General features: G+C 68.5%; 18 protein-coding genes. 7 read left to right on the top strand and 11 right to left on the bottom strand.

Translation table 11 applies throughout. The features are described from left to right. The first annotated feature begins 98 nt into the window (after positions 1-98). A complete protein-coding gene (locus tag JOE30_RS03510) occupies positions 99-1,436 on the top strand; it encodes an amylo-alpha-1,6-glucosidase (RefSeq protein ID WP_204869410.1) in 1,338 nt (445 codons plus the stop codon). A 31-nt stretch (positions 1,437-1,467) separates the two neighbouring features. Here JOE30_RS03510 and JOE30_RS03505 read toward each other — a convergent pair whose 3' ends face one another. Beyond that, positions 1,468-3,537, bottom strand: a complete 2,070-nt coding sequence (locus JOE30_RS03505; RefSeq protein ID WP_204869409.1) for a PhoX family phosphatase — start codon at positions 3,535-3,537, stop codon at positions 1,468-1,470. Positions 3,538-3,690: 153 nt separating this feature from the next. Here JOE30_RS03505 and JOE30_RS03500 point away from each other — a divergent pair, with 153 nt between their 5' ends. After that, complete coding sequence (locus JOE30_RS03500; protein ID WP_204869408.1) at positions 3,691-4,521, top strand: alpha/beta fold hydrolase; 831 nt, start codon at positions 3,691-3,693, stop codon at positions 4,519-4,521. Between the two features lie 46 nt (positions 4,522-4,567). Here the strand turns inward: JOE30_RS03500 and fdhA are convergent, their stop codons facing one another. The 3 genes from fdhA to JOE30_RS03485 all read right to left on the bottom strand — a co-directional run bounded on the left by fdhA (position 4,568) and on the right by JOE30_RS03485 (position 8,484). Beyond that, positions 4,568-5,788, bottom strand: coding sequence for a formaldehyde dehydrogenase, glutathione-independent (gene fdhA, locus JOE30_RS03495; RefSeq protein WP_204869407.1), 1,221 nt, complete (start codon positions 5,786-5,788; stop codon positions 4,568-4,570). A 113-nt stretch (positions 5,789-5,901) separates the two neighbouring features. Beyond that, a complete protein-coding gene (locus tag JOE30_RS03490; RefSeq protein WP_056440906.1) occupies positions 5,902-6,657 on the bottom strand; it encodes an amino acid ABC transporter ATP-binding protein in 756 nt (251 codons plus the stop codon). 3 nt (positions 6,658-6,660) lie between these two features. Continuing rightward, on the bottom strand, positions 6,661-8,484 hold the full coding sequence (locus tag JOE30_RS03485) for an ABC transporter substrate-binding protein/permease (protein ID WP_204869406.1): 1,824 nt from the start codon (positions 8,482-8,484) through the stop codon (positions 6,661-6,663). A 190-nt stretch (positions 8,485-8,674) separates the two neighbouring features. On the opposite strand from JOE30_RS03485, the gene JOE30_RS03480 reads away from it, so the two are divergent. Beyond that, positions 8,675-10,039 (top strand): ammonium transporter, encoded by a 1,365-nt coding sequence (locus JOE30_RS03480; protein ID WP_204869405.1) that lies wholly within the window; start codon positions 8,675-8,677, stop codon positions 10,037-10,039. 3 nt (positions 10,040-10,042) lie between these two features. Here the strand turns inward: JOE30_RS03480 and JOE30_RS03475 are convergent, their stop codons facing one another. The 4 genes from JOE30_RS03475 to JOE30_RS03460 form a co-directional block, all read right to left on the bottom strand. Then, a complete protein-coding gene (locus JOE30_RS03475) occupies positions 10,043-10,810 on the bottom strand; it encodes an LLM class F420-dependent oxidoreductase (RefSeq protein ID WP_204869404.1) in 768 nt (255 codons plus the stop codon). A 53-nt stretch (positions 10,811-10,863) separates the two neighbouring features. Continuing rightward, positions 10,864-11,382 (bottom strand): TIGR04338 family metallohydrolase, encoded by a 519-nt coding sequence (locus JOE30_RS03470; protein ID WP_204869403.1) that lies wholly within the window; start codon positions 11,380-11,382, stop codon positions 10,864-10,866. Continuing rightward, entirely contained in the window at positions 11,379-12,194 is an 816-nt protein-coding gene (locus tag JOE30_RS03465) for a DUF2786 domain-containing protein (protein ID WP_204869402.1), read from the bottom strand. Before JOE30_RS03465 ends, JOE30_RS03470 begins: the two co-directional genes overlap by 4 nt. 113 nt (positions 12,195-12,307) lie before the next feature. Continuing rightward, positions 12,308-15,757 (bottom strand): BREX system ATP-binding domain-containing protein, encoded by a 3,450-nt coding sequence (locus JOE30_RS03460; RefSeq protein ID WP_204869401.1) that lies wholly within the window; start codon positions 15,755-15,757, stop codon positions 12,308-12,310. Between the two features lie 133 nt (positions 15,758-15,890). Here JOE30_RS03460 and JOE30_RS03455 point away from each other — a divergent pair, with 133 nt between their 5' ends. After that, complete coding sequence (locus JOE30_RS03455; protein ID WP_204869400.1) at positions 15,891-16,433, top strand: hypothetical protein; 543 nt, start codon at positions 15,891-15,893, stop codon at positions 16,431-16,433. A 67-nt stretch (positions 16,434-16,500) separates the two neighbouring features. Here the strand turns inward: JOE30_RS03455 and JOE30_RS03450 are convergent, their stop codons facing one another. Then, positions 16,501-17,592: an inositol-3-phosphate synthase gene (locus JOE30_RS03450; protein WP_204869399.1), complete on the bottom strand. Its 1,092-nt coding sequence runs from the start codon at positions 17,590-17,592 to the stop codon at positions 16,501-16,503. Then, positions 17,585-18,223, bottom strand: coding sequence for a PadR family transcriptional regulator (locus JOE30_RS03445; RefSeq protein WP_204869398.1), 639 nt, complete (start codon positions 18,221-18,223; stop codon positions 17,585-17,587). Before JOE30_RS03445 ends, JOE30_RS03450 begins: the two co-directional genes overlap by 8 nt. Before the next feature lie 281 nt (positions 18,224-18,504). Here JOE30_RS03445 and JOE30_RS03440 point away from each other — a divergent pair, with 281 nt between their 5' ends. The 3 genes from JOE30_RS03440 (at position 18,505) to JOE30_RS03430 (ending at position 23,340) form a co-directional block, all read left to right on the top strand. Further along, positions 18,505-18,924 carry a DUF5318 domain-containing protein gene (locus JOE30_RS03440; RefSeq protein ID WP_056695695.1) on the top strand — a complete coding sequence of 140 codons (420 nt, stop codon included), beginning with the start codon at positions 18,505-18,507 and terminating at the stop codon, positions 18,922-18,924. A gap of 655 nt (positions 18,925-19,579) precedes the next feature. Then, the gene (locus JOE30_RS03435; RefSeq protein WP_204870743.1) at positions 19,580-21,670 is read left to right on the top strand and encodes a transglycosylase domain-containing protein; all 2,091 of its coding nucleotides are present in this window, start codon (positions 19,580-19,582) and stop codon (positions 21,668-21,670) included. Between the two features lie 152 nt (positions 21,671-21,822). After that, positions 21,823-23,340: a glycosyltransferase family 87 protein gene (locus JOE30_RS03430; protein WP_204869397.1), complete on the top strand. Its 1,518-nt coding sequence runs from the start codon at positions 21,823-21,825 to the stop codon at positions 23,338-23,340. On the opposite strand, the gene JOE30_RS03425 is transcribed toward JOE30_RS03430, so the two are convergent. After that, complete coding sequence (locus tag JOE30_RS03425; protein WP_204869396.1) at positions 23,303-23,770, bottom strand: universal stress protein; 468 nt, start codon at positions 23,768-23,770, stop codon at positions 23,303-23,305. The genes JOE30_RS03430 and JOE30_RS03425 overlap by 38 nt on opposite strands. Positions 23,771-23,782 lie beyond the last annotated feature (12 nt).

Genomic DNA, 23,782 nt, shown 5'->3' with positions numbered 1-23,782 from the left:
GCCTCCGATGGCTCAGTATGCGACCGACGCGTCGCCCTCGCACCCCGACTCACCGGCGCGCCCTGCAGGATCGTGCCGTCCGACGGATGATGTCTCCCATGGCCGCCCCCGGATTCACCCCGACTCAGCTCGCAGCACGGGCCGCCTACCTCTTGCGCGGCAACGATCTGGGCACCATGACCAGCGCGGCTCCGCGCCTGTACCCGCACATGTGGAGCTGGGACGCCGCCTTCGTGTCGGTCGGGCTCGCCCCGTTGAGCGTCGAGCGGGCCGTCGTCGAGCTCGACACCCTGTTGTCGGCGCAGTGGTCGAACGGCATGATCCCGCACATCGTCTTCGCCAGCGGTGTCGACGGATACTTTCCCGGGCCCGCGCGCTGGCAGGTGAACGAACTGGCCGCGCACGCGCCCGTCGGCGTCCACACCTCGGGTATCACGCAGCCACCCGTGCACGCCATCGCCGTGCAGCGCATTCTCGATCACGCCCGTCGGCGCGGGCGGACCACGCGGCAGGTCGCCGGCGAGTTCCTCGATCGGCGATGGCCGGATCTGGTGCGGTGGCACCGCTGGCTGGCACACGCACGCGATCAGAACCACACGGGGCGCATCACGCTGTACCACGGGTGGGAATCGGGTATGGACAACTCACCGCGCTGGGATGCGGCGTACGCGAAGGTGATTCCGGGGGCGGTGCCGCCGTACATCCGCGAGGACACGTCCATCGTCACCGACTCGTCGCAGCGCCCGAGCAACATCGAGTACGACCGCTATCTCTGGTTGCTCGAGGAGATGAAGCTCGCGCGATACGACGATCTCGCGCTGAACAGCGCCATGAGCTTCGCGGTGGAGGACGTCTTCGTCAGCGCGATCTTCGCCGTCGCCTGCGACGTGCTGGCCACCATCGGCGAGGACCATTCCCGGCCTCATGCGGATGTGCGGGACCTGCGCGCCTGGGCCGACCGGTTCCGGAGCGGCGTCGTCGCCACCACCGACGCACGTTCCGGCGCGGCTCGGGATCGCGACGTGCGGTCCGGGGAGTGGATCAAGACCGACACGATGGCGATGTTCGCGCCGCTGCTGTGCGGTGGGTTGCCTCGTGACACCGAGCGGGCGCTGCTGCGCCTCTTCGAGGGTCCGCGCTTCTGCGGGCACCCGGACTTCAAGTACGCCGTCCCCCCGTCGACGTCACCGATCTCGCGGGACTTCCGACCTCGCGAGTACTGGCGGGGTCCGGTGTGGCCGGTGGTGACGTGGCTGTTCTCGTGGGCCTTCGCGCGACGCGGGTGGTCGGAGCGGTCGGCGATGTTGCGCGAGGAGGGGTTGCGCCAGGCGAGCGACGGCAGCTTCGCCGAGTACTACGAGCCGTTCACCGGAGAGCCGTTGGGAAGCATGCAGCAATCGTGGACCGCAGCCAGCGTGCTCGACTGGCTGGGCTGACCGCGGTCCACGACTGCAGGGAGAAAGAAGGTCAGACCTTCCACACCGCGACGACCGACGGGCGGGGCTGCGAGTCGCCACCGTCGGGCCAGTGCGAGGCGGGGGCGTCGGCACTGGCGTCGTCCTCCTCGCCCGGGTGCTGCACGCTCACGACGACACGCTGCTCCTGCACGATCGGACCGCAGGTCTCGGCACCCTTCGGCACGGTGAGGAACTGCTTCGTCTGGCCGCGGCGGTCACCGTCGAGAACCACCGAGAACAGGCCGTCGTTGGAGTCGAGGGCGTTGCCGTCCGTCGACACCCATAGGTTGCCGTCCGCGTCGAACGCGAGGTTGTCCGGGCACGAGATCGGGCTGACCTGCGACTTGTCGAAGCCGCCGAAGTAGGTGTCGGCGGCTGCCGGATCGCCACAGACGAGCAGAAGGTTCCACGTGAAACTGGTCCCGGCGTGGTCGTCGTCGAGCTCGAGAACCTGGCCGTTCTTGTTCTTGTCCCGCGGATTCGCCTCGTCGGCGGCGGCCTTGCCCTCGGTGCCGCGGTTCGAGTTGTTGGTCAGCGCGACGTACACCTTGCCGGTGACGGGGTTCGGCTCGAAGTCCTCCGGTCGGTCCATCTTGGTGGCGCCGACCTTGTCCCCGGCGAGGCGCGTGAAGACGGCGACCTCCTCGGCGGACATGCCGTCGACCAGGGACTCGCCGCGGCCGTCCTCGCCGGTACGCAGCAACGGGATCCACTCGCCCTTGCCGGCGAACTGTCCCGTGGTCGGGAGCTTTCCCGAGCCGTCGATCTGGTCGGGCGCGTCACCGGAGAGCTTTGCGACGTAGAGGGTTCCGGCGTCGAGAAGCGTCACGTTGGAGCGCAGCGCCGCAGCGCCGGTGCCCTGCATCATCTTTCGGCTGGAGACGAACTTGTACATGTAGTCGAAACGCTCGTCGTCACCGCTGTAGGCGACCACGGTGCCGTCGTCCGTCACGTGGATGGTCGCGGCCTCGTGCTTGAACCGGCCGAGTGCCGTGTGCTTGATCGGTGCTGCGGTGGGATCCCACGGGTTCACCTCGACGACCCAGCCGAAGCGATTCACCTCGTTCGGCTCCTGCGCCAGATCGAAGCGCTTGTCGAATCGCTCCCACTTACGCTCGGACGCAGCACCTTCCACGCCGTAGCGCGCCAGACGCTCGGCGACCACGGGGTCGGTCACACTCTCGGCGTTGGCGAAGTACTGGTTGATGTTCTCCTCGCCGGACAACACGGTGCCCCACGGGGTGACGCCACCGGAGCAGTTGTTGAACGTGCCGAAGACCTTGGTCCCGGTGGGATCGGCGGAGGTCTTGAGGAAGTCGCTGCCGGCCGCGGGACCGGTGAGGACGAACTCGGTCGATCCGGTGATGCGACGGTTGTAGCGGCCCATCTGCGGGGTGAGCTTGCCCGAGCCGTTCTCACCGGCCACCTGGACAACCGACAGACCGTGGGCGGCAAGGCCGATGGCGACCTGCTCCGCGGTGGGGTTCTCCGCGTCGTACCCCGTGAAGAGGAACGGTTCCGTCGTGTACTCGTGGTTGACCACCAGCAGGTACTCGGTGGACGACCCGTCGATCGGCAGCAGTCCGGCGAAGTCGTTGTTGAATCCGAACTGCTTCTCCTGGGCCGCCGAGGTCTGGTTGTCGAAGTCGAAGGCAGGCGCACCCTCGACCACCGGGTCGCCCCACCGGATGACGACGGCCTGCTCGTACCCCTCCGGGACGACGACCGCGTCCTCGGTGTTGGGTGCGACGGCGGTGAAGTCGAGTCCACGCGGCTCCGGGGTCGGGGTGGCCGACGCGGTGGTGGCCGTTCCCGAGTCCTCCGTGCCGCAGGCGGCGAGAGCGCTGGTGGCGCCGACGGCCAGCACGGCCATCGCACTGCCGCGCAGGATGCCGCGGCGCGTCATCGCCGTCTTGACGATGTCGCCGAAGTACTCGCTCGACGACGTGTTGGGCACCTCGTGGAAGCAGGCGTCGCCGCACTTGTACTTGCACGTCAGCGACGACCGCGAGGAGCTGCCGTCGTGTCGATGGGCTGCATGCTTGTCGGAGACGATCAGGGGAAGCGGAATCGTGGTCACCGGTCGACCGTAGAAGTGCCGGGCAAAAGGCAAAGGGAAGGTAAGCAACCCCCCGGGTGCAGGAAGGTGAACGGTGGGCGAACGTGTGTCGTCGGGGCCCGCTCCGGGTAGTCCGAGGTCGACGCGGAGACACCGCGACGAAGGAGGCACGACATGCCGATGCTCTCGGTGGGAGTCGAGAACGACGCCCCGATCGACCTGCACTACCAGGACCGGGGCGAGGGTACGCCGGTGGTGTTGATCCACGGCTGGCCGCTCAACGAGCGGTCGTGGGAGCCCCAGATCGTCGCACTGCTCGACGCGGGCCACCGCGTCGTGACCTACGACCGGCGTGGATTCGGCAGCTCGTCGCAGCCCGAGTCCGGTTACGACTACGACACGTTCGCCGCGGACCTGTCGGTGCTGTTGGAGACGCTCGACCTGCGGGACGTGACGCTGGTGGGCTTCTCCATGGGCGGCGGCGAGGTGGTGCGCTACCTCGCGAAGTACGGCAGCGACCGGATCGCGAGAGCGGTACTCGCCGGCGCGGTCCCTCCGTACCTCTACAAGTCCGAGGACAATCCCGACGGTGGCCTCGACGACGAGACGATCGCGGGCTTCGAGAACGGTGTCGAGGAGGACCGCAACGCCTTCCTCGACGGCTTCGCCACCAACTTCTTCAGCGCGAACGGCGAGCTGGCGGTCTCGGAGGAGGATCGTCAGTACGCGGTGGACATGGCGGCCGAGGCGTCGACACCGGCGATTCTCGGGTGCATCGAGGCGTTCGCGCGCACCGACTTCCGTGAGGACATGCCGAAGATCGACGTCCCCACCCTCGTCATCCACGGTGACGCGGACGCCATCGTCCCGTTCGAGGTGAGCGGCAAGCGGTCACACGAGGCGATCGCGAACAGCACCCTGGTGCTCGTCGAGGGTGGCCCGCACGGGTTCAACACCTCGCACCCGGACCGGTTCAACCAGGAACTGCTCGCGTTCCTGGGCTGACACGCACTCGCGAGGTGAGCACGACAGCCCACCTCGCGAGAGTCGGTCAGGCCGCGCCGAGGAGCCCGTGGGGGTCGAGCACGAACTTCGTGGCCTCACCGGAATCGAAGTCGGCGTAGCCCTGCGGAGCCTGCTCGAGCGAGATGGCGCGTGCGTTGACAGCCTTCGCGATCTGCACGCGATCGTGCAGGATCGCCATCATCAGGCCGCGGTGGTACTGCATCGTCGGGCACTGACCGGTGGCGAACGACAACGATTTCGCCCAGCCGGTGCCGAGGCTCAGGGACAGCGCGCCGACCTTGGCGGCCTCGTCGGACGCTCCGGGATCGCCGGTGACGTACAGCCCCGGAATGCCGAGCGAACCGCCCGCGGTGGTGATGTCCATGAGCGAGTTCAGTACTGTCGCAGGCGCTTCCGTGGCAGAGCCGTCACCGTGGCCACGAGCCTCGAACCCGACGGCGTCGACACCGCAGTCCACCTCCGGCACCCCGAGCAGCTGTTCGATCTGATCCTTGGGATCGCCCTTGCTGACATCGACCGTCTCGCAGCCAAAACTGCGGGCCTGCGCCAGCCGGCTCTCGTTGAGATCACCGACGATGACGACCGCGGCGCCGAGCAGTTGGGCGCTGGCCGCAGCGGCGAGCCCGACCGGACCGGCACCGGCGATGTAGACCGTGGAGCCCACACCGACCCCGGCGGTGACGCAGCCGTGGAAGCCCGTCGGGAAGATGTCGGACAGCATCGTCAGGTCGAGGATCTTCTCCATGGCCTGGTCGCGGTTCGGGAACTTCAGCAGGTTCCAGTCCGCGTACGGCACCATGACGTACTCGGCCTGGCCACCGACCCAGCCACCCATGTCGACGTAGCCGTAGGCCGCGCCGGGGCGATCGGGGTTGACGTTCAGGCAGATTCCGGTCTTGCGCTCCTTGCAGTTCTTGCATCGGCCGCACGCGATGTTGAACGGCACCGAACACAGGTCACCGGTCTTGATGAACTCCACGTCGCGGCCCACCTCGATGACCTCTCCCGTGATCTCGTGCCCGAGCACCAGACCCTCGGGCGCCGTCGTGCGGCCGCGAACCATGTGCTGATCGCTGCCACAGATGTTGGTGGACACCACCTTCAGGATCACTCCGTGCGGGCACTCGCGCCCCACGCTGGCAGGATTGACTCCCGGCCCGTCCTGCAACGTGAAGCTGGGGAAGTCGATGTCGACGACCTCCACCTTCCCGGCTCCGGCGTAGGCGACGGCTCTGTTGTCGGCCATGTGTTCTGCTCCCGTTCGAGGTAGAGCGCCCACATTCTCGAGTGCGAATGTCGGCATCTCTCCCGACCGTACGCGGTTCGAGTGTGCCGGGTCACAGTTGTGCGATCACCTCGTCACAGCACCTCGGACAGGAACCTCTGCAGTCGCTCGGTCTGCGGGTCGTCGAACAGCGCTGCGGGCGGGCCCACCTCGACGGCGCTGCCGTGGTCCATGAACAGCACGCGGTCGGACACCGAGCGGGCGAAGCCCATCTCGTGCGTGACGACGACCATGGTCATACCACCGGTCGCGAGGTCCGCCATGAGGGCGAGCACGCCCTTGACGAGTTCCGGGTCGAGGGCGGACGTGGCCTCGTCGAAGAACATCACCTGCGGTTCCATGGCGAGCGCACGGGCGATGGCCACGCGCTGCTGCTGACCGCCGGAGAGGTTGCCGGGCCGCGAGCCCGCCTTCTCCTTCAGCCCGACCTTGTCGAGCTGGGCGAGCGCGGCGGCGTGCGCGTCGTCCTTGCTCAGTCCCTTCAACTTCCACGGACCGAGCGCGACGTTGTCGAGGACGGTGCGGTGGGGGAACAGGTTGAACTGCTGGAACACCATGCCGATGCGCTGGCGCAGCGCGTCGGGATCGTCCTTCAGCACCGAGCGGCCGTCGAGCAGGATGTCGCCCTGCTCGGGCTCGTGCAGCCGGTTGAGCACGCGCAGGAGCGTGGACTTGCCCGAACCGGACGGTCCGATGACCGTCGTGGTGGCTCCTGCGGCGACGTCGATGTCGACGCCCCGCAGAACCTTGTTGGTGCCGAAGGACAGGTGCAGGTCACGGCCGGCGAGTGAGACGCCGGTCAACGGCTCGGTAGAGGGTGCGGTGGTCATGTGTCAGCCTCTTTCCACGACGATGGCCTGCTCGACCGGGTCGAGTGTCTGCTCGGCCTTGCCGACGCGCAGACGCTTGTCGATGTAGTTGACCAGGTGGGTCAGCGGGACGGTCATCGCGAGGTAGACGAGTCCGGCAGCCACCAGGGGTGACAGGTTTCCGGTCTGCGCGTTGAGGTCTCGGCCGACGGCGAACAGTTCGCGCTGCGTCGCCAGCAGACCCAGGAAGTAGATCAGCGACGAGTCCTTGATCAGCGAGATGAACTGGTTGACGAGTGCGGGAAGCACGCGCCGCACACCCTGCGGCACCACGACCAGGCGCATCGAGCGTCGATAGCTGAAGCCGAGAGCACGCGCTGCCTCGATCTGACCCTTCTCGACGCTCTGGATGCCGGAGCGGAAGATCTCGCCGATGTACGCCGCCGCGAGCAGCGACAACGCCACCGCACCGAGCCAGTACGGGTTGTTGCCGGTGAGTCCACTGACGACGGGTCCGATGCCGAGACCGATCACGAGGATGATCACGACGGCGGGCAGTCCGCGGAAGATGTCGGTGTAGACGCGTGCCGGCCAGCGCAGCCAGCGGGTGCGGGACAGGCCTGCCAGTGCGAGCAGCATGCCGAGAACCGTGCCGATGATGCCCGATGCCAGCGCCAGGATCAGCGTGTTCGGCAGGCCGGTCTTCAGCAGGTCCGGCAACGCCTGCTTGTACAGGTTCCAGTCGAAGAACGTGTCGCCGAGCTGCTCGAACGTCGACTTCGGTGCGACGGCCTGCGCAGCCGGGGCAGTCGCGTCGTTCTCGGCGGCGATGGCCGCGAAGTCGGGGAGCTCGGGCTGCGGCGCTGCCTTGCTACCGGGCTTGAATCCCTCCGGGAGTTCGCGCGGCACCCAGTCGGAGTACAGCTGCGCCCAGGTCCCGTCCTCGATGATCGCGTCGAGGCCGGAGTTCAACGCGTCGATCAGCGGCTGGTTGTCGCGCGCGACGGCCCACCCCACGAAGTTGTTGAGGCTGAAGGTGTTCTGCGTGATCGCCGTGCCGTCCTCCGGCTTCACCAGGCCCTCGGCCTGCTGCGACGGTGCGACCCAGGCGTCGATCTGCCCGGTGCGGAGATTCGCGTACGCGGTGTTGTAGTCGGGGAACTTCACCGGGTCCAGGCCCAGGGTGTTGACGACGTAGTCGTCCTGCACCGTTCCCTGCACGACGCCGATACGGGTGTCCGGTCCCAGGTTCTCGAAGGCGGTGATCGGACCGCCGGCCTTCGCGACCAGGGAGAAGTAGCCGAAGTCGTAGCCGTTGGTGAAGCCGACCGTGTTGCGCCGCTCGTCGGTGGTGGTGATGGACGAGGAGCCGACGTCGAAGCGTCGGCCGGCGACCTGCGCGAGCAGACCCGAGAACTCGGTGCCCGAGAAGTTGATCTGCAGGCCGAGCTTCGCGGCGACGGCCTTCAGCAACTCGTTGTCGTAGCCGGTGTAGGTGCCGGAGCCGTCGACGCAGATGCTGGGCGGCGCGTCGGAGAGCGTGCCGACGGTGAGCTGGCCGGGCGTGATCAGTCCGAGCTGCGAGGTGTCGATGCGGTCGAGGGGCGTGACCGACGGCGTCGTGTACCGATCCTCGGTCGCGGCGGCCGCCGCGGCGTCGAAGTTGGTCGGCGTGGACGACGCACTGTCCACACCGGGAGGTGAGCACAGTTCGGTCGGTGCCGCGGCAGCGGACGAGGAGCCGTTCGACGAGCCGCCGTCCGAGGTGCCGCAGGACGCGAGGAGGACGGCGAGCAGAAGTGTGGAGACGAGGACGACGAATTTCCGTCCCACGCGGTGCGCAAGCATGAGATGAACACTAGGGCTCACGTGCCGGGATCACCGAAACGGCGAACGCGCAATGGTTGTGCTCAGTGATCTGCTGCCGGTGATCGCCGTGGGGACCGCTCCGACCAGGGGTCTAGTCTCCGTCGGGGCGCACGTCACCGACTATCCAGGACGCCTGGAGGGTGTGCGCCGGGGGACGGAAGGTGTTCGTATGTACTCCAGTCTCAAGTACCCGCTGACGGGCGCTCCGGATGCCGGCAACACGGCGTGGGTCCTGGCCAGCGCCGCGATGGTGCTGTTGATGACTCCGGGGCTCGCCTTCTTCTACGGCGGCATGGTGCGCGTGAAGAGCGTGCTGAACATGATGATGATGAGCCTCTCGGCCATCGGAGTCGTGTGGGTGCTGTGGGTCCTGTTCGGGTACTCGATGGTGTTCGGCGACGACAGCGCCGGTGGGTGGATCGGGGACCCGACGCAGTTCGCCGGCCTCACCTCGTTGATCGGCGGCAGCTTCGGAGCCGGGGGCGGCCCGGTCGAGATCCCGCTGGTGGGTACCGTCCCGGCGCTCGCCTTCGTCGCCTTCCAGGCAGGCTTCGCGATGGTCACCGTGGCGCTCGTGTCCGGCGCCGTCGCCGACCGGATGCGGTTCATGCCGTGGGTGATCTTCGCCGGTCTCTGGGCGACACTCGTCTACTTCCCCGTCGCGCACTGGGTGTTCGCGTTCGACGGTGTCACCGCGGAGACCGGAGGCTGGATCGCCAATCAGCTGAAGGCCATCGACTTCGCCGGCGGCACCGCGGTGGAGATCAATGCAGGCGCGGCCGGACTGGCGCTCGCCCTCGTCGTCGGTAAGCGTCGTGGGTGGCCCCGCGAGGCGATGCGGCCGCACAACCTGCCCGCCGTCATGGTGGGTGCCGGGCTGCTGTGGTTCGGGTGGTTCGGCTTCAACGCCGGCTCGTCGCTGGCTGCCGACGGAATCGCCGCGGTCGCGTTGGTCAACACGATGGGCGCGGGCGCGATGTCGATGGTCGCGTGGTTGGTGGTCGAGAAGATCCGCGACGGGAAGGCCACGTCGTTCGGCGCGGCGTCGGGCGTCGTCGCCGGCCTGGTGGCGATCACGCCGTCGTGCACGGCCGTCACCCCGATCGGCGCTCTGGGCGTCGGCGCTGCCGCCGGTGTCGCCTGTGCCCTGGCGATCGGTCTCAAATACCGCTTCCGGTACGACGATTCGCTCGACGTGGTCGGAGTGCACCTGGTGGGCGGCATCGTCGGCACGCTGATGATCGGCCTCCTCGCGAGCAGCGACATGCCGCCCGGTGTCGACGGCCTGTTCTACGGCGGCGGCGTCGCGCAGCTGGGTCGACAGTTGGTCGCGGTCGTCGTCGTTCTCGCCTACGCGTTCCTGGTCACCGCGGCCATCGCCACGGCGCTGAAGCTGACCATCGGGATCAGAGCGGATCCGCAGCACGAGACGGACGGCATCGACGAACACGAGCATGCCGAGTCCGCGTACGAGTTCGCCTCCTCGCACGGCGGACACGGCAGCTCGGGCCTGTTCGGGAAACAGTCCGGCTGACAGTCAGCCCTGGTGCGACCGCGCCCAGGAGATCGCGCCGGTCAGCTCGGTGAGCTCGTAGTCGGGGCCGTTCACAGCCACGGTGAAGAGGGTGGCTCCGGCGTCGACGAAGGCCTGTGCGTCGTCGGCGCCGGGCCAGGCCACCGACCGCTCGATCTGCGACACGTCGCGGCCGACGGTCTCACCGTGCCCGGCGAGCACCTCGGACTTGTGCTTCAGCGCGTCGAGATCGGCGAAGCTGTGCCAGACGTCGGCGTAGCGGGCGACCATCTTGAGCGTCTTCTTCTCACCACCGCCGCCGATGAGGATCGGGATGTGCCGCGTCGGCGCCGGGTTGCCGACGGCCAGTCGCGCGGTGATGCGGGCCAGGCTCTCGTCGAGCAGGGCCAGACGCGAGCCGGCGGTGCCGAAGTCGTAGCCGAAGTTGTCGTAGTCCTTCTGGTTCCAGCCGGCACCGATGCCGAGGATCAGGCGTCCGCCGCTGATGTGGTCCACCGTGCGGGCCATGTCCGCGAGGAGATCGGGGTTGCGGTATCCGCCGCCGGTGACGAGGGCGCCGATCTCGACGTTCGACGTCTGCTCGGCCCAGGCGCCCAGCATCGTCCAGCACTCGAAGTGGGCTCCGTCGAGGTCGCCGTACAACGGGTAGAAGTGGTCCCAGTTGAAGACGATGTCCACACCCGCGTCCTCGGACCGCAGAACCGCGTCGCGGATGAGGCCGTAGTCGGGGGCGTGCTGGGGCTGAAGCTGAACTCCGATGCGAACGGACATGTGTGATCCTTCGGTGAGTGCGCCGGGCTGTCGCTTCCATGGTGCCCGGCCTGTCAACCGACGCGCGCCCCGCAGGAGTGCATCGCCGCACGGAGGACGAAACCCGCCTCGGCGCCGATGATCTCCGACACCAGGGTGAGGTAGCGGTCGACGAACGCACCGCCGTGTGCCGGTTCGCAGTGGTCGTCCGGATCGCCGGGTTCGAGATGATGCGCGATCTCGTGCAGCACCACCATCTCCCGCAGAGCCCAGGCGCGTCCCCGCACGTGGAGTGGGACGGCGATGGTGGCGGTGTCGACCTCGTAGTGCGCGGCGCCCGCACCCGAGCGGGCCCGGACCCGTACCGGAACGGCCGCCCGTGGCCATTCCGCACGTACCCGGGAGAGGGTGAGGACACCGTCGACGTAGCTCTGGACCGAGTCGAGCGAGGCGAAGCGCCGCTCGATCGGCAGGGTGACCGTGGACCCGAGGATCTCGACTGTGCGCAGGCCCCGTTCGTCCGCGCGGTCGAACATGGTGCGGACCTGATGCTCGGCGTCGTAGACGCGGGAGCGCTGGCTGTCGCGAGTCACCGTTCGAGTTGTCCTCGAGAGCCGCCGATCTCGCTCTGATTGCCCAGGCGTGCACGTCGACCGGCGTGGTCGCCCGCTCGCCGGGCCTCCGACGAGTACGAGCGACCCGAGCTGCCGCGCCAGGTACCTCGAGCGGTGGAGGCGGACCGGTAGAAGTCGCGCAGCTCGATCTCCTTGTCCCGCAACACCAGTGCGGTGCCGGCCTCGGGAGCTTCCGTGGCGACCGCCTCGGCCTCGGCCTCCTTCTTGACGGCGGCCAGACGCTCGCCGACCCGGTGCGCGAACGCGGTCTGGAACTCGATCCTGGCCGTGACGCCGGCGAGCGGTGCCCGCTCGACCGTGCGGTAACGCCGGCGTCCTCGGACGACGGTGACCTCACGGTCCACGGTGGCGTCCCGGTACGCACCCGACGAGATGTACGTGTCGCTCGCGCGCACCATCTGCACGAGCAGGCTCGCGTACAGGGCCTCGCACGTGTCGATGTCGCTCTCGAACCCGTACGCGAAGACCTGCGTGGACGACTGCGCGACGTCGCACTGCACGTCGTTCGCGCGGGCGATGGCCACGAACAGCAGGACGTAGGTGCGCAGGCCCTTCTTGCCGTGCTCCCCGATGTGGACGACGCGCTGCATCGGCGTCGCCCGCTTCTCGCGCGAGGCGGTGTGCGAGCGCGCCACGGCCAGATCGACCGAGGCGGCGGTCGCGAGACGCTGCGCCGCCTCCATGAACGCCTCGGCCTCGTGGGGATTGTCCGTGGACTCGGCCTGACGCAGAAGCCCACCGATGCGGGCCACCATCCTGTCTGAACTCACGGGCCGAGAGTACGCCCGGACCAGCCGTGAGCCTGGCCCACCGAGCGCCTGTGGGGACGGCCGTCCACAGGCGCTCGCCGGGTCTTGCGGACGGCCGAGTCGACGAGTACCGGTCAGAGCTCGGAGTTCTCCACCAGTGCCGCGAAGGCGTCGATGCGCCGCCGGACCGCCGAGGCTCCGATGACATCCGCACGGCTGCGGGCCGACGCCAGAGCACGGGCCGCGAGCCGTCCGGTGCGGGCGTGCTCGATGCGGAGACCGAGGTACGCGTCCTCGGCGCTCCATCCCTCGAAGCCGCGGGCGACGTGCAGGCGCCGCGCGGCGTGCAGATGACGACCCGCTCGCTCGACGTGACCGGTGGCCAGGGACATGTCGGCCAGGTGGTGGTGCACCACGCCGAAGACGCTCGGGGCCACCGACACGGTCTGCTCCGCGTAGGGCAGCAACCGCTCGTACACGTCGGTGCACACCAGTGTGTTGCCCACCGTGGCACCGGCACGGGCGATGAAGGTCATGGCGATCATCCAGAGCATGTCCGGGGCGATCGCCGCGAGCCGTTGCTCGTCGTACCAGTCCATCAGCTCGCGCGCCTCGTCCATCCGTCCGACGTCGGCGAGCGAGGACGCCACGACCGGGCGGAACGCCGGAATCGAATCGAACATGGTGGCCATCTCGTCGCGCCGGTCCGCGAAGTGCCGGAGGTCTCCGCGCATCGTCCGAAGAGTGAGGATGGAGGTGTGCTCGCGTCCGTACGTGTGGCCGCCGAGGGCGGCGTCCGGTGTCTGGCAGATTCGGGGCAGCATGGTCTCCGCGCGCACGAGACGCCCCGCGGACACGTCCACGCCGAATCTGGAACACACCATGGCCCAGGTCATCTCGGGATCGTCCGCGAGATCGGCGCGCGTGACCGCGGCCAGTGTCGACGCGGCGCCACCGAGATCGCCGAATGCTTGCTGGGTCCTCGCCAGGATGGTGGCGGCGGACGGATCGCGATGCCGCCGAGACGATGTCGACTCCAGCTCGACGAGGCGTGTCATCGCCTCCTGGCGCAGATCCCAACACTGGGGCACCAGAAGGCACCACAGCATCGCGCGCAGCGCCGACTCGAGGGCATTGCGGTCTCCCACCGAATGCGCCAGCGTCACAGCCTGTTCGAGAAGGTCGCGGCGTTCCTTCCAGTCCTCGGTCCAGCTCAGCTCCATGGCCAGCAGTACCAGGACCTTCGCTGTGTCAGCGCTGTTCGCTCGGCCGGAGTCCTCGAGTACGTGCAGAGCGTCGTGCAGGCTGTCGAGACGTTCCGGCAGTGGGTCGAACATCTGGAACAGGCCCGCGCCACTGATCGTGTCCGCCAGTGTCGCGTCGACCTGGAGATCGACGTCGCCCAGGCGCCGCGCCATGGCGATCGCATCGAAGAGGGTGGCCCGGTAGGACCGGTCGATACACTTGCGCTGAGCCCTGCCGAGATCGATCAACAGTCGGCACCGCTCTCGGGAATCGCCGTGCGGCACCATCTTCCGCAGAGCGGTCCGGTACCCCACCACGGCGTCCTCGTATGCGGACACCGCGTAGGCGGCATCGCCGGCGCGCCGTGCGTAGAGCGCTGTCTCGGAGCGGTCGGAGTCCAACGCCCGGCCGAAGTGATAGGCGATCCGCGCGAGTTCGTCGGCCGTCGTGTCGGCGCCGAGGGCGACCAGTGCTCGAGCGACGTCGGAATGCATCTGCGCCCGACGGGCCCCGGGTATCGCGTCGTAGAGCGTCGACTGAACGAGACCGTGTCTCATCACCAACTCGTCGTCCGTGTCCCCGAAGACCAGGAACCGGACGGCGAGCAGTTCGTCCAGGCTCTCGGCGAATCGGAGGTCGGACTCGATCGACGACGCCGCCCGCAACAGCGCACGCGAGACGGTCACCCCGGTCACCGCGCACAGTTCGAGGAGAGTCACGGCGTCGCGGCCGAGTTCGCGACTCGCGAGACGCACCGCGTCCGCGACCGTGAACGGGAGCGAGCCGCCGGGTTCGCGCTCATGTGCCGCGATGACGGCCGCGACCAGCAGGGCGGAGCCGCCGGTCCGTGCCACGATGGCTTCGGGGTCGAGGGGCGAGTTCTGCTCGCGGAGTAGATCGTGCACCGCGGCCAGAGACAGTCCCTCCAGGGTGATCTCACGGAACCCCGCCGACAAGCGCGCGACGTCGAGGGTCGCCTGGACGTCCGGGGACACGAGGTTCTCGTCCCGCACGGTGGCGAGGATGCACAGTCGATCGTTCTGCGTCGACCGCGCGACATGGCGAACCAGGGCGGCCGTGGCGCCGGAGGCCCACTGCAGGTCGTCGATCACGAGCAGGGTCGGGGCCTGTCGAGCGGGCCCGACGAGCCACCGCTGCACCGCGTCGGATGCCCCCGTGCGGTCGTCGTCAATGTGCGAGGGGATGAGGTCCCCGAGTCGACGCGCGGCCCCGGGAACGATGCCGAGGATGTCGGCGCCGTTGGTCCGCAGCCACTGACGCGCTCCGATGACGCCACGCGAGTCGAGGTCGCGGGTGACCGCCTCCACGAACGGTTCGTACGGAATGGCCGAGTGCTCGCTGCAGCGACCGGACACCACGTCCATCCCGGCCGCTCGCGCACGCCGCATGACGGCGCGGGCGAGTGACGTCTTCCCCGCGCCCGGTGGACCCGAGACCAGGAGGAACCGCCCCTGACCGGCAGCGGCCGCCTCCAGGTCCTCGACGATGCGGGTCATCTCGGCGTCGCGCCCGACGAAGGCGGATCCCACCGGCGGCTCTTCGCGCTGCGGTGAGGTGGTCTCGGTGTCGTCCTCCAACAACTCCAGGTACAGCGCCTGGGTCTCGCGTGAGGGGCTCACCCCGAGCTGGTCCGCCAGCACCGCTCGGCATCGCGCCGCCGCCCCGAGAGCCTGTCCTCGATCGCCCAGTGCCACGTACGCACGCATGGCGATGCGGTACGCACTCTCGCGCAGGGAGTCGGCGGCCAGCAGGGACTCCGCCGAGGACACGGCGTTCTCGAACGCACCGAGATCCATCGACGCGATGGCGTCCGTCTCGAGGGCCGTGAGCCGCAGGTCGTCGAACTCCCGGCGGACGTCGTCCGCCCACGCGCCGTTGGCTCCGACGAGCACGGGTTCGGCGAGCAGACGCAACGCCGTCCGGGCATCGCGGGCCCGGTCCGCGGGTGATCCCTCCGTGCGACGGCACGCGTCCCGGATCTCCTCGAGATCGACCGTGGTGTCCGGCGGAAGAGTCAGACGCACCATGCCGGTACGGGACACGATCGACGTACCCGCGATGTCCGCGGCGTCGAGAACGTCCCGCACCTTGGAGATCACCCCGCGCAGTACCGAGTTCCAGGTACGCGGACGCTTCTCCGGCCACAGCAGGTCCGCCAACTCGTCGTGTGAGACCTCTCGATGGCGATTGACCGTCAGATACGACAGCAGTTCGACGCAGCGCGGCCCACCGATGATGCGAGGATCGACCACTTTGGAACCACGCTCGACGGTGACGGCACCGACGAGTCGGATGGAAGCGGGTGAGTCACTCGTCACCTGACAAGTCTAGTCAGCTGTGCGTATCGACGCCGCACGCAGGCACTTTTGCACTTCTTGTGCACGCGTCGGGCACGGTGAGTGCAGGAGAAACCGGCCGACCCGGCCGGCGCACGACCCTCAGGAGCGACCCATGCCCCGGACTTCCGTCACGGCCTGTCTGGTGGCGGGTTCTGTCGCCTCGCCGCTGTGTCCGCAGCGGCGCCACAGACTGGGGTCCGGCCCGTCCTGCGGTACCGCGGACGTCGCGTCCGACGGAATGTTCACCTACTCGCGCACGGCGTCGGTGGACCGGTGGGAGGACGACCCGTCGTCGTTCGGCTCCGACCGCTTCACCATCGTCGTCACCGACGGAGACCACGAGGTGGGGGAGATCGTGATCCGCCCGGTGTTGTCCACGAGTGCGTCGGAACCGATCACGGGCGTCGGCGTGGTCACCACCGACGGCACCGTCGTGACCTACGAGCACGTCGCGGTGGCGTCCGCGCGGCACCGAACGCTCACGCAATCGTCTCCACCGCGGGGGCCGCGCGTGACGGGTGCGCATCATCGACACGCCGTCGTCCGTTTCGGTACCGACACCTGCGATCAGACGTTCCAGGTGTTCGTGTCCGACGGTGTCCGCGGCACCACGTCGTACCTGCTCGGCGTCTCCGACGGCCCGCTCGTCCGGTGAGACGCCGACGGGGTCGCCGCGGCCGAGTGATCGACCGTGACGACCCCGTCGGGACGTTCGCGAGTGGCTACTGCTCGTCGGACCCGATGATGAACGCCTCGAGCTGCTGACGAGCGATGTCGTCGGCGAGCTGCTTCGGCGGGCTCTTCATGAGGTACGCGGACGCGGGCACGACGGGTCCGCCGATTCCGCGGTCCTGAGCGATCTTCGCGGCGCGCACGGCGTCGATGATGACGCCGGCGGAGTTCGGGGAGTCCCAGACCTCGAGCTTGTACTCGAGGTTCAGCGGGACGTCACCGAAGGCGCGACCCTCGAGGCGGACGTAGGCCCACTTGCGGTCGTCGAGCCAGCCGACGTGATCGGACGGGCCGATGTGCACGTCCTTCGCGTTGAACTCACGCTGCAGGTTGGACGTGACGGCCTGCGTCTTCGAGATCTTCTTCGACTCGAGGCGCGTGCGCTCGAGCATGTTGAGGAAGTCCATGTTGCCGCCGACGTTCAGCTGCATCGTGCGATCGAGCTGGACGCCGCGATCCTCGAACAGCTTGGCCATGACGCGGTGGGTGATGGTGGCACCGACCTGGCTCTTGATGTCGTCGCCGACGATGGGCACACCGGCGTCGGTGAACTTCTGTGCCCAGACCGGATCGGACGCGATGAAGACGGGCAGCGCGTTGACGAACGCGACCTTCGCGTCGATGCAGGCCTGCGCGTAGAACTTGTCGGCCTCTTCGGATCCGACGGGCAGGTAGGAGACGAGTACGTCGACCTTCGCGTCACGCAGTGCCTGCGCCACGTCGACCGGCTCCGCGTCGGAGATCTCGATGGTCTCCGAGTAGTACTTGCCGATGCCGTCGAGTGTCGGGCCGCGCTGGACGCTGACGTCGCTCGGGGGCACGTCGGCGATCTTGATGGTGTTGTTCTCGCTGTTGAAGATGGCTTCCGACAGATCGAAGCCGACCTTCTTGGCGTCCACGTCGAACGCGGCGACGAACTCGACGTCGCGGACGTGGTACTTGCCGAACTTCACGTGCATGAGGCCGGGAACGGTGGTGTTCTCGTCGGCGTCCTTGTAGTACTGCACGCCCTGAACCAGGGACGACGCGCAGTTACCCACGCCCACAATGGCCACGCGCACCGCAGTGCTGTTGTCACTCATGGTCGGGTTCTCCTTCTTTTCCGTATCGGGTGGCCGGAGCCGAAGAGCTCTCCGGGTGTGCCACGGCCGAGGTGTCGGTCGTGGGTGCGGGCGGTGGACTCTCCGAAGTGATCGCCATTGCCTCGGCAGCGATCAATTCGTTGAGCCACCGCACTTCGCGCTCGCTCGACTCGAGGCCGAGCTGATGCAATCCGCGCGTGTACCTGTCCAACGACCCACTTGCTCGGCCGATGGCGTCGCGGAGCCCCTCACGGCGCTCCTCGACCTGGCGACGCCGACCTTCGAGTATCCGCATCCGCGCCTCAGCGGGGGTGCGCCCGAAAAAGGCCAGGTGTACGCCGAATCCATCATCTGTGTAGTTCTGCGGACCCGTGTCCGCGACCAGCTCGGTGAACCGAGCTCGGCCGGCCGGCGTGAGTTCGTAGACGCGACGTGCCCGACGCTTGACGGCGCCCTGGACTCCGGGGTTCTCGACGATGAGCCCGTCCGCCTGCATACGACGCAAGGTGGGGTAGAGCGAACCGTACGAGAAGGCCCGGAAGGCACCGAGAAGTCCGGTGAGTCGCTTACGAAGCTCGTAGCCGTGCATGGGTGTCTCCAGGAGCAGGCCGAGGATCGCCAGTTCGAGCATGTGCGGTCCCCTTCCTCCTCCGACCCGAGTCCGCGCCGAGATGACGCTCGCTCACTATAACCGCCACATGTATCGGGCCGATATATGGGGGTACATGTAACTGTCGACAACATGAACACGGACCCCGCCAGGGGCGGAGAGGGCTGTCGAAGGACAGCTGGTCCGCCTCCCCGGGGTGGTGGTCGCGACCACCTCGTCCACAGCGCACGCGCATCCGCGGCGAGGGCGAGACAGGTGGCGTGGCACCACCCCGCCTCGGCGGCGCACGTACTCTGGTCCCCGTGAGATCACAGCGGCAGGTGGTGGACTACGCGTTGCAGCGCAAGTCGCTGCTCGCCGAGGTCTACTCCGGACGAACGGCGATGGCCCAGGTCTGCGACGCAGATCCCTACCTCCTCCGAGCGGCCAAATTCCACGGTCGGCCGTCCACCGTGGCATGCCCGATCTGCCGGAAGGAGCAGCTCACGCTGGTCTCCTGGGTGTTCGGGGAGAAGCTCGGGACGATGAACGGCTCGGCCCGGACCGCGGACGAGCTCACCCGCCTCGCCGGCACGCAGGAGGAGTTCTCCGTGCACGTCGTCGAGGTCTGCCGCACCTGCAGTTGGAACCACCTGGTGCAGTCCTACGTCCTGGGAGCCGTCCCGGCGCCCAAGAGCCCCCGCACACGCTCCGCCTCCCGCCGACGCACGGCCAGTGAGTGACGGACACAGGTCGTCGGCGGTACCGTCCGTCGGTGGTCCCCCGCGCAACCGAGTCGAACGAGCCCGACGCACACGTGACCGTCGCCACCTGGTCACACGTGCGTCCTGACAGTGGAGTACGTGAGTGAGTTCCCCCTACGACAGTTCCCGTGACGATCGCGGGCGTCCGTCCGGCCGCCACGGTCGACCCGACGGGCCCGGGGAACCACCGCGTCACGATCGCCCGAGCCACGAGCCGGTCCGCGATCCCCAGCAGTGGCCGTCGGGCCCGCCCCCACCGCGTGCGCCTCGCCGGGACGGCCCCGGTGGCCCCCCACCGAGCTGGCCGCCGGCCGACCACCCGCGGCGCCCGGCCTACGGTCCACCGTCCTACGACGATCGCGGACCGGACACCACCCAGATTCCCCCGACCGCGCCCCCGCCGCGGTCGCAGGCGTTCTCGCAGCCGCGCCCGTACTCGGACGATCCACGGGCGACCGACGTTCCACCCTCTCGGCCCGCGACGTCCCACTCGCGTGGCGACGCCGACGGTGACCGGGACCGGTTCGGTGGAGGACCCACCGAACCGCCATCAGGAGGTACTGCCACGAAGACGAAGAAGAAGTCGAAGTGGAAGGTCCTGCGGCGCACGCTGTACGGCTTGATCGCGCTGGGCATGGTCGTTCCGGTCCTGGTGTTCATGGTCGCGTACGTCGTCGAGGACGTTCCGCGGCCCGGTGACATCAAGACCAACCAGGTCGCCACCGTCCTGGCATCGGACGGAACGTCTGTCCTCGGCACGGTCGTCCCTCCCGAGGGCAACCGCACCGACGTGGAGATCGGACAGATCCCCGAGCACGTCCGCAACGCGGTGTTGTCGGCCGAGGATCGCGACTTCTACTCCAACCCCGGCTTCTCGGTCACCGGCTTCGCACGCGCCGCTCGGGACAACGTGCTCGGGCGCGACAGCGCCGGTGGTGGATCCACCATCACGCAGCAGTACGTGAAGAACGCGCTCGTGGGGTCCGAGCGGACGCTCACCCGCAAGATGCGCGAGCTGGTCATCTCCTCGAAGATGGCGCGTCAGTGGACCAAGGACGACATCCTCGCCGCGTACCTCAACACCATCTATTTCGGCCGCGGCGCGTACGGCATCGCGGCGGCGTCGAAGGCGTACTTCGACAAGCCCGTCGAGCAGTTGAGCGCCGAGGAGGGTGCCGTGCTCGCGGCGACCATCCAGCAGCCCTCCGGACTCGATCCGGAGAACAACCCGACGGGTGCGCAGAGTCGCTGGAACTACGTCCTCGACGGCATGGTCACGATGGGTGCGCTCGATCAGACCCAGCGCCAGGCGATGCAGTACCCGCAGTGGCGACCGCTCGCCTCGGTGGACAGCGGCGACGCCGCCGACGCCGGTCCGAACGGACTGATCAAGAATCAGGTGCTCAAGGAGCTCACCGCGTCGGGCATCAGTGAGCAGGACCTGAACACCGCCGGACTGCAGATCACCACGACGATCGATCCGCAGGATCAGCAGGCCGCCATCGACGCCGTGAACTCCAACATGGAGGGCGAACCCTCCGAGCTGCGCACGGCGTCGGTGTCGATCGACCCCCGCACCGGTGCGGTGCGCTCGTACTACGGAGGTGTCGACGGCCGCGGCTTCGACTTCGCGCAGTCCGGCCTGCAGACCGGCTCGTCGTTCAAGGTCTTCGGCCTGGCGGCGGCACTGGATCAGGGCATACCGCTGTCCCAGATGTACGACAGCTCGCCGCTGACGGTCAACGGCATCTCCATCGGCAACGTCGAGGGTGAGTCCTGTGGCACGTGCACCATCGCCGAGGCGCTCAAGCGGTCGCTCAACACGAGCTTCTACCGGTTGCAGCTCAGCCTCGACGGCGGCCCCCAGGCGGTGGCCGACATGGCGCATCGCCTCGGTATCCCGACCGAGGTCGAGGGCATCGGCGAGACCCTGACCGAGCCGAACGGCGCCGGTCCCAACAACGGCATCGTGCTCGGGCAGTACCAGTCCCGTGTCATCGACATGGCCAGCGCCTACGCGACGCTCGCCGCGTCGGGGACGTACCACGCACCGCACTTCGTGCAGAAGGTCGTGACGGCCGACGGCACCGTGTTGCTCGATCGCGGAGCGGACCCCGGCGAGCAGCGGGTCGATCCCGCCGTCGCGGACAACGTCACGGCAGCCATGCGTCCCATCGCGGGCTACTCCAACGGCCACAACCTGGCCGAGGGACGCGCCTCCGCCGCGAAGACCGGCACCGCGCAGCTCGGTGACACCGGCGAGAACAAGGACGCCTGGATGGTCGGGTACACGCCGTCTCTGGCGACGGCCGTGTGGGTCGGTACCGAGCAGGGCCTCCCGCTGGAGAACAGCTACGGGGGACCCATCTACGGCTCGGGACTTCCGTCGGACATCTGGAAGGACACGCTCGACGCGTCCCTCGAGGGCTCGCCCGTCGAGTCGTTCCCCGCACCGGGTGCGATCGCCGGCCAGGCCGGTGTGCCGCAGTACTCGGCACCCGCGCCGACTCGGACGGCGGCACCGCCCACGTCCTCCTCCGCAGCGCCGGAGCCCACGACGCCGGAGCCCGTCGCGCCGCCGGTGGTCGTCCCGTCGCAGGTCGAGATCCTGCCGGGCATCACCATTCCGGTTCCCGGTCTGGCCCCGGCACCGGCGGAGCCCTCCGCCGTCACCCCGCCCGACGACGGGGCGGCTCCGGAGCCGGCCACGCCGCCCGGCGGCTAGGGGTGGCGGGCAGGCCGGAGGCCGGTCGGGATTCGGCGGGCAGGCCGGAGGCTGGTCGGGACTCGTCCGACGAGTTGTTGGCGAGTCCGGGTGAGTTGGCGACGGATCGACGCTCCGCTCGTCGTCGCGATCGGCCGAGTCTGACCGATCCCATGGTCGCGGAGTTGTCGACGGTGGTGGGCGGCCCCGTCGGCAAGCACGCGCTGGTGGGGCGACAGCGCCACATCACGCCACTGCGGGTGATCTTCGCGTTCACGGTCGTGTTTCTCGCGCTGGGCTGGTTCGGCAAGGCCGCGTGCATCCAGCAGGCCCCGAACGGCCCCGGCGGCGAGCTGGGACTCGACTGGAGCGGGAGCCGTCAGTACGTCGCGATGTGTTACTCCGACGTGGTCCCCCTCTACGGTGCGGAGCGACTCGATCAGGGCGCGTTCCCGTACAAGAAGTCGTGGGAGGAACCGGGTTCCGACGGTTCCACGATCACTCGGTACATGGAGTATCCGGTGGTGGCGGGGCTGTACCAGTACGTGTCCATGCAGGTGGCCCACGCGTGGTCCGCGGTCCCGTGGTTGCCGCAGGCGCTCGCGGTCGCGCTGTATTTCAACGTGGTGGCATTCGGTTCCGCCCTCGCCTGGATCGTGACGATCTGGGCGACCACGATGTTGGCGGGACGCCGGGTGTGGGACGCCGCGCTGGCCGCGTGTTCCCCTCTGGTGATCGTGCACGTCTTCACCAATTTCGACGCCCTCGCAACGGCATTCGCCTCCGGCGGGCTGCTCGCGTGGGCCCGGCGCAGGCCGGTGCTGGCCGGTGTCCTGCTCGGCATCGGGGGCGCGACGAAGCTCTACCCACTGTTCCTGCTCGGTCCGCTCCTCGTGTTGTGCATCCGCACGGGGAACATCAGGGACTGGTCGCGGACCACGGCGGCGGCGCTCTCGGCATGGGTTCTGGTCAATCTGCCCATCGCACTGCTGTTTCCGCGTGGGTGGTCGGAGTTCTTCCGGTTGAACTCCGACCGCGGCGCCGATCCGGATTCGCTCTACAACGTGGCCCGGTCGTTCACCGGCTGGGCCGGATTCGACGGTCCGCTCGGTCCTGGCGAGAAGCCGGTGATCCTCAATCTCGTGACGGCGCTGCTCTTCGTGGTCGTGTGCCTCGCCATCGGCTGGGTGGCGCTGACGGCCCCTCGGCGTCCTCGCCTGATGCAGCTGTGTTTTCTCGTGGTCGCCGGTTTCCTGCTGACGAACAAGGTGTGGAGTCCGCAATACTCCCTGTGGCTGGTGCCGCTCGCGGTGCTCGCACTCCCGCACCGGCGAATCCTGTTGGCGTGGATGACCATCGACGCGCTCGTCTGGGTTCCGCGGATGATGTACTACCTGGGCGTGGCCGACAAGGGTCTGCCCGAGCAGTACTTCACGGCGACCGTCCTGGTGCGCGATCTCACCGTCGTCGGATTGTGTGTCCTGGTGGTGCGGCAGATCTACCGGCCGGTGGACGATCTGGTGCGCCGCAGCGGCGACGACGATCCGGCCGGTGGTGTGCTCGACGGTGCACCCGACGCGTACCCGTCGTGGGTGCCGGCGATGGTGCGTCCGCGGCCCGTCGAGGTTCCGATCGCGGATGCGGCGCCACCGCCTAGGGCACCACGGTCACCGGCCACCGACCGAGCTTGACCAGCCGGACGGCGACGGAGCCGAAGATGCGGTGCCCGGCGGACTCGGACGTGCCCACGACGATCGCGTCGGCACGCAGTTCGTCGCCGACGGCGGCGAGTCCCATCGCCGGGTCGCCGCGAAACGTCCGGAACTCCCAGTTCACGTGCTGGTGCTCGCCGAAGCGCACCACGTGGTCGCGGATCTCGGTGAGCAATTGGTCCGCGACCTGGCTTCCCGAGTCGTAGACCACCCCACTCGCCTGGGCGAAGGCACCGGCCGCCAGTGTCTGCACGTAGACCAGCACGAGCCTGGAGTGCTGCCGGCGCGCCAGTCCGGCGGCGTACGCGGCCGCCCGCCAGGACGAGTCGGAGCCGTCGAGGCCCACGATGATCAGCTTGGGGCCGTCCACTCCGTACTCGAAGACGGAGGGATCGTTCGACGAGGTCACGACTTGAGCCTA

The sequence above is a fragment of the Rhodococcus sp. PvP016 genome (genome assembly GCF_017832185.1).
Taxonomy (GTDB): Bacteria; Actinomycetota; Actinomycetes; order Mycobacteriales; family Mycobacteriaceae; genus Rhodococcoides.
Note: the sequence above shows the minus strand (reverse complement) of the source record. Positions and strands in the feature narration are given on the sequence as shown.